The organism is Streptomyces sp. TLI_105, assembly GCF_900105415.1.
Lineage (GTDB): Bacteria > Actinomycetota > Actinomycetes > Streptomycetales > Streptomycetaceae > Streptomyces.
Genome location: NZ_FNSM01000001.1, coordinates 2,573,443 through 2,586,399, shown reverse-complemented (window position 1 = coordinate 2,586,399; position 12,957 = coordinate 2,573,443). Strand labels below are relative to the sequence as shown.

General features: G+C 71.8%; 12 protein-coding genes. 8 read left to right on the top strand and 4 right to left on the bottom strand.

Features of this window, described 5'->3' with window-relative positions; all coding sequences use genetic code 11:
- Positions 1 to 2: 2 nt before the first annotated feature.
- The 7 genes from BLW86_RS11650 to gatB all read left to right on the top strand — a co-directional run bounded on the left by BLW86_RS11650 (position 3) and on the right by gatB (position 9,295).
- Positions 3 to 1,001 carry a methionine synthase gene (locus BLW86_RS11650; RefSeq protein WP_093873973.1) on the top strand — a complete coding sequence of 333 codons (999 nt, stop codon included), beginning with the start codon at positions 3 to 5 and terminating at the stop codon, positions 999 to 1,001.
- 15 nt (positions 1,002 to 1,016) lie between these two features.
- Positions 1,017 to 3,197 carry an NAD-dependent DNA ligase LigA gene (gene ligA / locus BLW86_RS11645; RefSeq protein WP_093873972.1) on the top strand — a complete coding sequence of 727 codons (2,181 nt, stop codon included), beginning with the start codon at positions 1,017 to 1,019 and terminating at the stop codon, positions 3,195 to 3,197.
- Between the two features lie 318 nt (positions 3,198 to 3,515).
- Complete coding sequence (locus BLW86_RS11640; RefSeq protein WP_093873971.1) at positions 3,516 to 5,630, top strand: putative bifunctional diguanylate cyclase/phosphodiesterase; 2,115 nt, start codon at positions 3,516 to 3,518, stop codon at positions 5,628 to 5,630.
- A 95-nt stretch (positions 5,631 to 5,725) separates the two neighbouring features.
- The gene (gatC, locus tag BLW86_RS11635; protein ID WP_015036350.1) at positions 5,726 to 6,022 is read left to right on the top strand and encodes an Asp-tRNA(Asn)/Glu-tRNA(Gln) amidotransferase subunit GatC; all 297 of its coding nucleotides are present in this window, start codon (positions 5,726 to 5,728) and stop codon (positions 6,020 to 6,022) included.
- A 6-nt stretch (positions 6,023 to 6,028) separates the two neighbouring features.
- Positions 6,029 to 7,528 carry an Asp-tRNA(Asn)/Glu-tRNA(Gln) amidotransferase subunit GatA gene (gene gatA, locus BLW86_RS11630; protein WP_030693797.1) on the top strand — a complete coding sequence of 500 codons (1,500 nt, stop codon included), beginning with the start codon at positions 6,029 to 6,031 and terminating at the stop codon, positions 7,526 to 7,528.
- 5 nt (positions 7,529 to 7,533) lie between these two features.
- On the top strand, positions 7,534 to 7,767 hold the full coding sequence (locus BLW86_RS11625; RefSeq protein ID WP_030693796.1) for a hypothetical protein: 234 nt from the start codon (positions 7,534 to 7,536) through the stop codon (positions 7,765 to 7,767).
- A gap of 16 nt (positions 7,768 to 7,783) precedes the next feature.
- On the top strand, positions 7,784 to 9,295 hold the full coding sequence (gene gatB, locus BLW86_RS11620; RefSeq protein ID WP_093873970.1) for an Asp-tRNA(Asn)/Glu-tRNA(Gln) amidotransferase subunit GatB: 1,512 nt from the start codon (positions 7,784 to 7,786) through the stop codon (positions 9,293 to 9,295).
- A 122-nt stretch (positions 9,296 to 9,417) separates the two neighbouring features.
- Here the strand turns inward: gatB and BLW86_RS11615 are convergent, their stop codons facing one another.
- Complete coding sequence (locus BLW86_RS11615) at positions 9,418 to 9,876, bottom strand: peptidase inhibitor family I36 protein (protein WP_093873969.1); 459 nt, start codon at positions 9,874 to 9,876, stop codon at positions 9,418 to 9,420.
- Between the two features lie 78 nt (positions 9,877 to 9,954).
- Positions 9,955 to 10,722 carry a hypothetical protein gene (locus BLW86_RS11610; protein ID WP_093873968.1) on the bottom strand — a complete coding sequence of 256 codons (768 nt, stop codon included), beginning with the start codon at positions 10,720 to 10,722 and terminating at the stop codon, positions 9,955 to 9,957.
- Positions 10,723 to 11,005: 283 nt separating this feature from the next.
- On the opposite strand from BLW86_RS11610, the gene BLW86_RS11605 reads away from it, so the two are divergent.
- Positions 11,006 to 12,004, top strand: coding sequence for an ArsR/SmtB family transcription factor (locus BLW86_RS11605; protein WP_093873967.1), 999 nt, complete (start codon positions 11,006 to 11,008; stop codon positions 12,002 to 12,004).
- Positions 12,005 to 12,028: 24 nt separating this feature from the next.
- On the opposite strand, the gene BLW86_RS11600 is transcribed toward BLW86_RS11605, so the two are convergent.
- Positions 12,029 to 12,373, bottom strand: coding sequence for a hypothetical protein (locus tag BLW86_RS11600; RefSeq protein WP_093873966.1), 345 nt, complete (start codon positions 12,371 to 12,373; stop codon positions 12,029 to 12,031).
- Entirely contained in the window at positions 12,357 to 12,902 is a 546-nt protein-coding gene (locus tag BLW86_RS11595) for a DUF6232 family protein (RefSeq protein ID WP_093873965.1), read from the bottom strand. Before BLW86_RS11595 ends, BLW86_RS11600 begins: the two co-directional genes overlap by 17 nt.
- Positions 12,903 to 12,957 lie beyond the last annotated feature (55 nt).

The window sequence follows — 12,957 nt, the reverse complement described above, 5'->3', positions numbered from 1 at the left end:
ACATGGACGACAGCAAGCTCTGGGGGCCCGCCACCGGCGTCGGCTCCCTGCCCGGCGGCGACGCGCGCGAGGCGGCGAGGACGGTCGCCGGATCCTTCGAGGACTTCCCGTTCCTCGCGGAGCTGCCCGCGCGCGGCCCCGGCGCCGACATGATCGGCCGGACGATCGGGATGCTCGTCGACCTGTACGCGCACGTGGAGCCGAGCGGCTGGCGGATCAGCGACCGGCCCGGGCGCGACACCAAGCGGGCCCGTTCCTGGCTCGGCGAGGACCTGGACGCCCTGGAGGAGTTCACCCAGGGGTACGAGGGTCCGCTCAAGGTCCAGGCCGTGGGCCCGTGGACGCTCGCCGCGGCCCTGGAACTGCGCGGCGGTGAGGCCGCTCTGGGGGATGCCGGTGCCTGTCGTGACCTGGCCGGCTCGCTCGCCGAGGGCCTCCACACGCACCTCGCGGAGCTGCGCAAGCGCGTCCCGGGGGCGCGGATCGTGCTCCAGCTCGACGAGCCCTCGCTCACCGCCGTCCTGCGTGGCCACGTCCGTACGGCCAGCGGCTACCGCACGTACCGGGCCGTCGACCGGCATGTCGTGGAGAGCGCCCTGCGGGACGTGACGGCCGTCCACGACGGCCCGGTGATCGTCCATTCCTGCGCGCCCGACGTGCCGTTCGCGCTGCTGCGTCGCGCCGGAGCGGCGGGCATCTCGTTCGATTTCTCGCTCCTCACCGAACGTGACGAGGAGGCGATCGGCGAGGCCGTGGAGGCCGGGACGAAGCTCTTCGCCGGTGTGGTGCCGTCCACCGACACGGCATTGTCGGACCCGGGCGGTAGCGTCATGGGTGTCAGGACGCTGTGGCGCAGGCTGGGGCTGAACCCGGGGACTCTGGCGGAGTCCGTCGTGGTCACGCCCTCGTGCGGTCTGGCGGGCGCGTCGCCCGCCTATGCCCGGGCGGCGCTCGCCCACTGCGTCAGAGCGGCACGGTCGCTCGCGGACAACCCTGAGTAACGGAAGGACGAAACGGTGGCAGTCGAACAGGGGGCCCTGCCCGCCGAGGCACGGGAGAAGCACGCCGACCTTGCCGAGCAGGTCGAGGAGCACCGCTTCCGGTACTACGTGAAGGACCAGCCGGTCATCAGCGACGGCGAGTTCGACAAGCTGCTGCGCGCGCTGGAGGCGCTGGAGGAGGAGTATCCGGAGCTGCGGACGCCGGACTCGCCGACCCAGAAGGTCGCCGGACAGTACGAGACGGAGTTCACGGCCGTCGAGCACCGGGAGCGCATGCTCTCCCTGGACAACGCCTTCGACGACGAGGAGCTGGCCACCTGGGCGGAGCGGGTCGGGCGGGACGTCGGCACCCCCGACTTCCACTACCTGTGCGAGCTGAAGGTCGACGGCCTGGCGGTCAACCTCACCTACGAGCACGGGCGGCTGACCCGCGCCGCCACCCGTGGCGACGGCCGCACCGGCGAGGACATCACGCCCAACGTCCGGACGATCGCCGACATCCCGGAGCGGCTGCGCGGCGACCGCGTCCCGGAGCTCGTGGAGATCCGCGGCGAGGTCTACTTCCCGATGGAGGCCTTCGAGGGGCTCAACGCCCGTCTGGTGGAGGCCGGTGACAAGCCCTTCGCCAACCCGCGCAACGCGGCCGCCGGTTCGCTCCGGCAGAAGGACCCGAAGGTCACCGCCTCCCGCCCGCTCCACATGGTGGTGCACGGCATCGGCGCCCGTGAGGGCTTCGAGATCTCCCGGCTCTCGGAGGCGTACGGACTGCTCCGCGAGTGGGGCCTGCCCACCGCCCGGCACAACAAGGTGGTCGACTCGCTCGAAGAAGTGCGGGAGTTCATCGCGTACTTCGGGGAGAACCGTCACTCCGTGGAGCACGAGATCGACGGGGTCGTCGTCAAGCTCGACGAGATCCCGCTCCAGGGCCGGCTCGGCTCCACCGCGCGCGCCCCGCGCTGGGCGATCGCCTGGAAGTACGCGCCGGAGGAGGTCAACACCAAGCTGGTCGACATCAAGGTCGGCGTCGGCCGCACCGGCCGCGTCACGCCGTACGCCCAGGTCGAGCCGGTGACCGTGGCCGGCTCCGAGGTCGAGTTCGCCACCCTCCACAACCAGGAGGTGGTGAAGGCCAAGGGCGTCCTCATCGGCGACACCGTCGTGCTGCGCAAGGCCGGCGACGTGATCCCGGAGATCCTCGGGCCGGTCGCCGACCTGCGGGACGGCACCGAGCGGGAGTTCGTGATGCCCGCCGATTGCCCGGAGTGCGGGACGCCGCTGAAGCCGATGAAGGAGGGCGACATCGACCTCCGCTGCCCGAACGCCCGGACGTGCCCGGCCCAGCTGCGCGAGCGGGTCTTCTTCCTCGCCGGGCGGCAGTGCCTGGACATCGAGAGCTTCGGCATGGTGGCCGCGGCGGCGCTGACCCGCCCGCTGGAGCCGGCCGAGCCGCCGCTCGTGGACGAGGGCGGCCTCTTCGACCTGACCATCGAGCAGCTGCTGCCGATCAAGGCGTACGTCCTCGATCCGAGCAGCGGGCTGCCGAAGCGGGACCCGAAGACCGGCGAGGAGAAGATCGTCACGGTCTTCGCCAACCAGAAGGGCGAGCCGAAGAAGAACGCGCTCGCGATGCTGGAGAACATCGCGGCGGCGAAGACGCGGCCGCTCGCCCGCTTCATCAACGGGCTCTCCATCCGGCACGTGGGGCCGGTCGCGGCCGAGGCGCTGGCCCGTGAGTTCCGCTCCCTGGAGCGGATCGAGCAGGCGAGCGAGGAGGAGCTGGCGGCCGTCGACGGGGTCGGCGGGATCATCGCGGCCGCCGTGAAGCAGTGGTTCTCGGAGGAGTGGCACCGCGAGATCGTGCGCAAGTGGCGGGCCGCCGGGGTCACCCTGGAGGACGAGGGGGCCGGGGAGGACGAGGGGCCGCGTCCGCTGGAGGGGCTGACGGTCGTGGTGACCGGCACCCTGGAGAGGTTCACCAGGGATGGCGCAAAAGAGTCGCTCCAGCGGCTCGGAGCGAAGGTGACCGGTTCCGTTTCGAAGAAGACCGGCTTTGTGGTCGTCGGTGAAAACCCTGGTTCGAAGTACGACAAGGCGATGCAGCTGAAGGTTCCGGTTCTGGACGAGGAAGGCTTCTCCGTCCTGCTCGAACAGGGGCCCGAGGCGGCGCGGGAGGTCGCGGTGCCCGTCGCCGAGTAGCCTCCCGGAGGCCGCGGAAGCTCACCCGTTCGGCGCATACCAGATCGTTAGGGGTGGCCAGGTCGCATTCGGGCAAGAGAGGGAGAGCGCTGCCCGTCGAAGCCCTCGGCGGCCTAGTGTGGTGACCGTGCGTCCAGTCCTGCACGCCCGCGCGAGGGCTCTGCCGGGCATGGCGTCAGGACATCGGCCCCGTGGTACCGGCAGCGGCCGCCCGACAGCGGCCGCACGCCGGACGACGTACGGGGCCGGACGACGGACGGCCGCGTCACCGCGGCCCATCGCACACCGACGGCACCGCCGCCTGTGAGAGGGACGGGAATGGAACCTACCGAGAGCGCCGCCCCGGTCCCACGGCCGCACGGCCGTGTGGTCCCGCTGGGCTTCCCCTCCCGGCTGCCCGCAGCCGTGGTGGGCATCGCCTTCGTCGTGCTCGTCGCCGGGCTCCAGCGAGCCCTGAGCGGCGGCCACGGACTCTTCCCCGGCGGAGTCGCCGGCTGGTCCCTCGCCGTCCTCACCGGCCTCATCGTCGGCCACCTGGTCGCCCTCGGCCGGGACCGCTGGTGGGGCGGCACCGGCTCCGGCGCCGCCCTCACCCTCGCCGTCCTCCTGCTCTACGGCTGGGTGCCCGCCGGACTCGTCTCGCTGACCGTCGTCACCCTGGTCGGCGCAGCCCGCCGGCAGCGCTGGCGCCAGGGCCTGCTGCACGGCGCCGCCGACGTCCTCGGCGTCGGCGCCGCGGCCCTCGTCCTCGCCCTCTTCGGAGACGTACCGACCGTCGAGCGGCCCTGGCAGCCCCTCGACTGGACGATCGGGGACCTCCCGGAAGCCGTCCTCGCCGCCGGCGCCTACCTCGTGGTCACCCGCCTCCTCCTGTGGTACACGCTCGCCCCCCAGGGCCGCGGGCTGCCCACCATCGCCCGCTCCGCCCTCCTCCGACAGGGCCTCGTCGCCGTCGCCCTGCTCGGCATCGCCCCCCTCATCTGCGTCGTCGCCGCCACCCGGCCGGTCCTCCTGCCGCTCTTCGCCGTCCCCCTCATCGCCCTCGACTCCACCCTCTGGATCGCCCGCGCCCGCGCCGAGGAACAGCTCCGCGACCCGCTCACCGGCCTCCCCAACCGCCAGTGGCTCCTGGAGCGGGCCTGGACCGCCCTGGAGGAGGCCGAGGGCCAAGGGGTCCGCGCCGCCCTCGTCCTGATCGACCTCGACCGCTTCCGCTCGGTCAACGACACCCTCGGCCACCTCGCCGGCGACCGGCTGCTCCTCCAGATCGCCGAACGGCTCCGCCTCGCCCTGCCCCGCGGCGCCGAGGCCGCCCGGCTCGGCGGCGACGAGTTCGCCGTCCTGCTGCCCACCGCCGACTCCACCACCAGCGCCCAGCGCGTCGCCCGCCACCTCGTCGCCGAGCTCTCCTCCCCGCTCGACCTCGACGGGCTCACCCTCGTCCTGGAGGCCAGCGCCGGCGTCGCCGTCTTCCCCGACCACGCCCTCGACGCCGAGGGCCTGCTGCGCCGCGCCGACGTCGCCATGTACCAGGCCAAGCGCGACCGCACCGGCGTCGAGGTCTACGAGTCCAAGCGCGACTCCAACACCCCCGACCGGCTCGGCCTCCTCGGCGACCTCCGCCGCGCCCTCGACGCCGGCGAGGTCGAACTCCACTACCAGCCCAAGGTCCGCTTCGACGGCCAGGTCGCCGGCCTGGAGGCGCTCGTCCGCTGGGTCCACCCCGAGCGCGGAAAGGTCCCGCCGGACGAGTTCATCGCCATCGCCGAGTCCTCCGGCCTGATGCCGCACCTCACCGAGTACGTCCTGGAGACCGCGCTCGCCCAGGTCGCCCGCTGGCGCGCCCAGGGCCTCAACGTCCCGGTCGCCGTCAACGTCTCGCCGCGCGACGTCCACACCCCCGGCTTCGCCGGCGCCGTCGCCGCCCGCCTCGCCCGCCACGGCGTCCCGGCCGGCGCCCTCCAGCTGGAGATAACGGAGCACGTGCTCCTGGAGGACCCCCAGCGGGCCGCCGACACGCTGAACGGCCTCACCGGCCACGGCGTGAAGATGTCCCTGGACGACTTCGGCACCGGCTACTCCTCCCTCGTCCACCTCCGCCGGCTGCCCGTCAGCGAACTGAAGATCGACCGCTCCTTCGTGGCCCGGCTCGCCGTCGACACCGAGGACGCCGAGATCGTCCGCTGCACCGTCGACCTCGCCCACTCGCTCGGCCTCCTCGTCGTCGCCGAGGGCGTCGAGGACGACGAGACCTGGGAGCGCCTGCGCGACCTGGGCTGCGACGCCGTCCAGGGCTGGCTGGTCGCCGCCGCGATGCCGCCCGGCGAGGCCACCGCCTGGCTCCTGGCCCGCGGCGAGCACGGCTGGCGCCGCCCCGCCGACATCGCCGCCCAGGTCGACCTGGACCAGCCTTCGGGCCAGGTCGTGCAGTGAGCCCGCCCCCTCCGGGGGCAAACCGTTTCACGGGCAGCGGCACCGGCCCCATAGGATTGGGCCAACACCATCTAACTCACCCCGTGAGGATCCGCATGCCTGGCATCACGCGCGAGGAGGTCGCCCACCTCGCACGGCTGGCGCGTCTGGAGCTGAAGGGCGAAGAACTCGATCACTTCGCCGGTCAGCTCGACGACATCATCGGCGCGGTCGCCCGCGTCTCCGAGGTCGCCGACCAAGACGTACCGCCGACCTCCCACCCGCTGCCGCTGACCAATGTCATGCGCGCGGACGAGGTCCGTCCGTCGCTCACCCCCGAGCAGGCGCTCTCCGGCGCCCCGGCCCAGGAGCAGCAGCGTTTCAAGGTGCCGCAGATCCTGGGGGAGGACTAAGAAGTCATGACGGACAACACCATCATCAAGCTCACCGCGGCCGAGATCGCCGGGAAGATCGCCGCCGGCGAGCTGACCGCCGTCGAGGTCACCGAGGCCCACCTCGCCCGCATCGAGGCCGTCGACGAGAAGGTCCACGCCTTCCTGCACGTCGACCGCGAGGGCGCCCTCGCCCAGGCCCGTGCCGTCGACGAGAAGCGCGCCCGGGGCGAGAAGCTCGGCCCGCTCGCCGGTGTGCCGCTCGCGCTCAAGGACATCTTCACCACCGTCGGCATGCCGACGACCGTGGGCTCGAAGATCCTGGAGGGCTGGATCCCGCCGTACGACGCGACCCTGGTCAAGAACCTGAAGGCCGCCGACGTCGTCATCCTCGGCAAGACCAACATGGACGAGTTCGCGATGGGCTCCTCCACGGAGAACAGCGCCTACGGCCCGACCGGCAACCCCTGGGACCTGACCCGGATCCCCGGCGGCTCCGGCGGCGGCTCCTCGGCCGCCCTCGCCGCGTACGAGGCCCCGCTCGCCATCGGCACGGACACCGGCGGCTCCATCCGCCAGCCCGCCGCCGTCACCGGCACCGTCGGCGTCAAGCCGACCTACGGCGGCGTCTCCCGCTTCGGCATGGTGGCCTTCTCGTCCTCCCTGGACCAGGGCGGCCCCTGTGCCCGCACGGTCCTGGACGCGGCCCTCCTGCACGAGGCGATCGCCGGGCACGACCCGCTCGACTCGACCTCCATCGACGCCCCGGTCCCGCCGGTCGTCGAGGCCGCGCGCAACGGCTCGGTGGCGGGCATGCGCGTCGGCGTCGTCAAGCAGTTCCGCGGCGAGGGCTACCAGGCCGGCGTCGTGCAGCGCTTCGACGAGTCCGTCGAGCTGCTGAAGTCGCTGGGCGCCGAGATCGTCGAGCTGGACTGCCCGACCTTCGACCTCGCCCTTTCGGCGTACTACCTGATCGCGCCGTCCGAGTGCTCCTCGAACCTGGCGCGCTTCGACGCCATGCGCTACGGCCTGCGGGTCGGCGACGACGGCACGCGGTCCGCCGAGGACGTCACCGCCCTCACCCGTGAGGCCGGCTTCGGCGACGAGGTCAAGCGCCGCATCATCCTCGGTACGTACGCGCTGAGCTCCGGCTACTACGACGCGTACTACGGCTCGGCGCAGAAGGTCCGCACCCTCATCACCCGCGAGTTCGAGAAGGCCTTCGAGGAGGTGGACGTCATCGTCTCCCCGACGACCCCCACCACCGCCTTCCCGATCGGCGAGCGCGCCGACGACCCGATGGCGATGTACCTCGCGGACCTGTGCACCATCCCGACCAACCTGGCCGGCAACGCCGCCATGTCGCTGCCCTGCGGCCTCGCGCCCGAGGACGGTCTGCCGGTCGGCCTGCAGATCATCGCCCCCGCCATGAAGGACGACCGGCTCTACAAGGTCGGCGCCGCCGTCGAGGCCGCCTTCGTGGAAAAGTGGGGACACCCGCTGCTTGAGGAGGCTCCGTCGCTGTGAGTGCCATGGCAAAGAAGGCCAAGAACTTCAAGAAGTCCAAGACCGGCGTCTACGTCTCGCTGGCGACGACCGCGTTCGGCGCGGTCAGCGTCGCGAAGCAGGCCAAGCTGGCCCGCAACGACAACGACACCCTGCGGCTGATCGACGCCGCCGTGTCCGCCGCCGCCATCGTTACCGGCCTGGCGATCCTCTACCGGGAGCTGAAGCGCCTGGGCGACGACGACGTCCTGCTGGGCTGAGAGGGAAAGTCTCACCGTGACCGTCACTGAACTGCTGTCGTACGAAGCGGCGCTCGCCGAGTACGACCCCGTCATGGGCCTGGAGGTCCATGTCGAGCTCGGCACCAAGACGAAGATGTTCTGCGGCTGCTCGACCGAGCTGGGCGCGGAGCCCAACTCGCAGACCTGCCCGACCTGCCTCGGCCTGCCCGGCTCCCTGCCGGTGGTCAACGCGATCGGCGTCGAGTCCGCGATCAAGATCGGTCTCGCGCTGAACTGCGAGATCGCCGAGTGGTGCCGCTTCGCCCGGAAGAACTACTTCTATCCGGACATGCCGAAGAACTTCCAGACCTCCCAGTACGACGAGCCGATCGCCTTCAACGGCTACCTGGACGTCCAGCTGGAGGACGGCGAGGTCTTCCGCGTGGAGATCGAGCGCGCCCACATGGAGGAGGACACCGGCAAGTCCACCCACATCGGTGGTGCGACCGGCCGCATCCACGGCGCCTCCCACTCGCTGCTCGACTACAACCGGGCCGGCATCCCGCTCATCGAGATCGTCACCAAGCCGATCGAGGGCGCGGGCGAGCGGGCCCCCGAGGTCGCCAAGGCGTACGTCGCCGAGCTGCGCGAGCTGATCCGTGCCCTGGGCGTCTCCGAGGCGCGCATGGACAAGGGCCAGATGCGCTGCGACGTGAACCTGTCGCTGCGCCGGAACGGCACCAAGGCCTTCGGCACCCGCTCGGAGACGAAGAACGTCAACTCGCTCCGTTCGGTGGAGCGCGCGGCGCGCTTCGAGATCCAGCGGCACGCGGCCGTCCTCTCCTCCGGCGGGACGATCGTGCAGGAGACCCGTCACTTCCACGAGGACGACGGCACCACCACCTCCGGCCGCATCAAGGACAACGCCGAGGACTACCGGTACTTCCCGGAGCCCGACCTCGTCCCCGTCGCCCCGGCCCGTGAGTGGGTCGAGGAGCTGCGGAAGGGCCTGCCCGAGCTGCCGCGCGTGCGCCGCAACCGGCTCCGCGAGGAGTGGGGCGTCTCCGAGGTGGAGATGCAGGCCATCCTCAACGCCGGCGCGGTCGACGCGATCGTCGCCACGACCGAGGCGGGCGCGGACGCGGCCTCGGCCCGCAAGTGGTGGATGGGCGAGCTCGCCCGCAACGCCAACGAGAAGGGCGTCTCCCTGGAGGAGCTGCCCATCACGCCGTCCGACGTGGCCCGGGTCTCCGCCCTGGTCGCGGCCGGTGACCTGAACGACAAGCTGGCCCGTCAGGTCATCGAGGGCGTCCTCGCCGGCGAGGGCACCCCGGACGAGGTCGTCGAGAAGCGCGGTCTGAAGGTCGTCTCCGACGACGGCGCGCTCGGCACGGCGGTCGACGAGGCCATCGCGGGCAACGCGGCCATCGCCGACAAGATCCGCGGCGGCAAGGTCGCCGCGGTCGGCGCCCTGGTCGGCGCGGTCATGAAGGCCACCCGTGGCCAGGCCGACGCGGCGAAGGTCAAGGACCTGATCCTGGAGAAGCTGGGCGTCAGCGAGGGCTGAGCCCGTTCTCGTACGGGTCGAGTTCTCGTACGGCTCAAGGGGGCGGCCCCGCACCGGAAATCCGGTGCGGGGCCGCCTTTCGTGCGGGGCCGTGGTGCGGGCCCGTGGTGCGGGTGTGTGGATCAGAAGCAGGAGATCGACGTCGTCGGCAGCAGCTGCAGGGAGCTGGCCTCGTCGCGCTGGCCGTTGTGGTTGCCGTCCACGAAGTCGTCCGTCAGCCGGTCGTGGGTCACGTAGCTGCCCGGGTTGACGCAGAAGACGAGATCGCCCTGGTAGTCGGCGTCGTAGTAGTAGTGACTCTCGTAGCCGCCGGTGCTGGAGTTGCTGGCCGACCACGAGTTGTCGTTCACGCCGTGCCCGCTGGAGAACACGTCGTCGGTGAAGTTCCGGTCGCTGTTGAAGTAGTTGTGCACGGAGGACCCGATGCTGCCCTCGAAGAGGCAGTGGTAGCCCGAGGGGCAGCTGGGGCCGGCCGACGCGGTCGACGCGGTCGCGATGCCGCCGCCCACGAGGAGCGCGGTCGCGCCGGCCACGGCGGCGAACTTCCGGCGGAGTCCGGACTTCATCTGCGGCATGGGCATGTCAATCTCTCTTTCGTGTGGGAAACATCCGCTCCTGGGATCGGGAGCGGAAGACTGTGGTGGTGGCCGTGGACGGGATCAGCCGCCCAGCACCCCGCCGGCCGCCCTGCTCTGGCGGACCGACAGCTTTTCGAAGTCCCGGCCGACGTCGGGGTGCTCGTCCAGCCAGCGCTGCTGGACGGCGGCCAGCCGGTGGTACGCCGTGGTCAGATACCCGGTCTCCGCCTTGCAGCGCAGGTCCGCCGCGGCGACGGGACTGCTCCGCCGGTCCGCCTCCGAGCGCAGCGACCGCTGTACCCGCACGGGATCCTCGGCCTTGACCCTGGCCCGGTCCATGCACTCCCGCCAGCGAGTCGTCGCCGTGCGGAACTCCGCGTCCTTCTCCACGTCCCGGCGCGTCTCCTCCTGCGCTTCGAAGAGCAGGATCCGCACCTGGAGCCAGCGCATCCGGCCGTCGCCGAGCAGCCGCGTCTCCGCCTCGGCGAGGCAGCCCTCGCCCGGCCGGGAGACGCTCAGCCGCGCGCCCCTGGCGGTGACCCGCTCGGCCTCGGCACCGAAGAGCGCCCGTGCGTACGCGTCGGTGCTCTCCGGGCTGCCGGGCTTGGGCGGCGTCTCGGGGGGTGCCGAAGGGGTCGCGCGCCGCGGAGCCGCGGACTCCAGGCCGAAGGGCTGCGGGCGCTCGTCGGCGCTCTCGGACGGGGGAGCGGGGTCGTACCGGTAGCCCCGCTCGGCCATGCAGGCGACGGCGATCTTCTGCTGCGCCCGGGCGGCGCGCAGCTGCGAGGTGAAGAGCATGCCCGTGACGGGCGGCAGCCGGTGCAGGGCGGTCAGCTCGGCGGGGTCCACGACCGGCGCCGGCGTCCGGCCCGTGGCCGTACCTGTACCCGTACCCGAACATCCGGCGGATACGGCGAGAACCATCCCGGCGGCGAGTGCGCGCACGAGCCCGCGCGACACGCCACGCCCGCCGCAACGCCTCTTCGTCAGGGGCTCAGGCATTTTACGATCCACCGTCCTGTTGGAGAGCTGTGTTGTTCGAGAACCGGACGGCTCAAAGTCTGCGAGTACGGGGGGAGTTCCGTGAACGTCTGTGCGCTGGAACGCAATTGCCGTGGTGGGAGGGGCTGAGGTGCTGCGAATTCACTTCACGGGGGAAGACCTCGCCCGGATCCGGATCGCGACGGGACCCGACCCGATGTGGGAGATGCTGATGAGCCTGCACCGGCTGCGAAGACGGGACTCGGGCGTGCTCCTGGGGCCGTGGCTGCGCGAGTCGCTGCCCAAGGTGCCCGCGACCACCCGGCTGTTGACGGCACTCGCGCCGCCCGTCGGGTACTCGCCGGACTTCCTGACTCCGGTGACCGGCGGGGGTCTCGCCGACCGTCTGGAGGTGCTGCGATCCACCCCCCTGCGTCAGGTGGCGAAGGACTTACGGGAGTTCGGCATCCAGAATCCGAGGCGGCGGCTGCCGGCGGCCTGCCGGCGTGAGCTGCTGGCGGGGGACTCCGCGGCGGTGGGCAGGCTGGCCGACGCGGTGCACGCGTACGTCGACACCGTGCTCGGTCCGTTCTGGGAGCGGATCTGGGCGCAGGTGAGCCGCGACCGGGCGCGCCGCTCGGCGGTGCTCGCGGAGGGCGGCTGGGACGCGGTCCTCAGCACGATCCACCCGTCGGCGCGGTGGGAGTATCCGGTGCTCCGGCTCGCCTTCCCCGTCGAGCAGGACCTCCACCTCCGCGGCCGCGGCCTGCTGCTCCAGCCGTCGTTCTTCTGCCGCTACGCCCCGACGACGTTCGCCGATCCGACTCTGCCCCCGGTCCTCGTCCACCCGATCGAACACGAGCCCCAGTGGGCCACGCCGGAGGCGGGGCCGGTGGACGGGCGGTCGCTCGCGGCGCTGATCGGCCCGACGCGGGCCGTCCTGCTGTCCGCGCTCGCGGACGGCATCGCGACGACGGGCGAGCTCGCCCGCCGTGCGGGCACCACTCCCCCCAACGCCAGTCGCCACATCACGGCCCTGCGGGAGGCGGCGCTGGTCTCCAGCCACCGCCACCGCAACGCGACGCTGCACACGATCACCAAGCTGGGCCGCGCGCTCCTCGAAGGCCGCAACGTCCGCCTCTGCGCCTGACCCCCAGGGGGTGTCCGCAATCCCCTAGCCGGCGAGCAGCGCGAGCATCTGGCGGACCGCCTCCGCCACCGGGGCGCCGATCTCGCCGACGAGCGCGGCGACTCCGGCGGCGGTGCCGAGCGCCCGGCGGAAGGCGCCGGGCGGCGCGTCGTCGCCCTGGCGGATGGTCTCCAGGGACGCGTCGAGGACCGCGCGGTCCTCGACGGACACCTGGCCCCGGAGGGTCTCGATCGCACGGATCACGGCCTCGTACACGGCCTGCGGGTCCGCGCCCTGCTGGTGGTACTCGATCCGGCCGACCGCCCCGTCCCCGGAGGCGTTGTAGAAGTCGCGCATGTTGCCGATGTGGAATTCACCGTTCCCGGTCACTGCCCATCCTCCCCACGCTGCCCGCACCGGACGCGTTGTAGAAGTCCCGCATGCTGCCGATGTTGTAGGTGACCATCTGCTTGACGAAGCCGGTGAAGTCGGGGTCCTCGATGGCCCGCATGATGTCGCGCACGAGCTGGTGCACCTCGTCGCGGTCCACACCGGCCAGCAGCGTGAGCGGGTTTCCCGAGGTCTCGACGACCAGCGCGTAGTACGTCCTCGTGAACAGGACGACGACCAACCGGGCGAGGAAGGCCGCCACGAGTACGGCCGCGGTGACTTCCGCCCCCTGGACGATCAGCTCCCGGTCGCTGCCGGACAGCTCGTCGGCCTGGGCGGCGGCGAGCGCGGCGACCAGGAGCAGACCCGTGATCAGCACGGACTTCACGAAGTTCCCCACGGCGCGTGCCCGCTGGGGCTTGAACCTGACCGTCGTCGCCCGGGCGATGTTCTGCAGGGGGTACGCCGAGGCGCCGATCCAGAGCACCCGCTTGCTGACCTCGACCCTGATGACCTTGCGTCTGGCCATACGACTCCCCCTCGTGCCCGTCGTGGCCGTGCGTCGCGATCAGGATGCTCGCGAA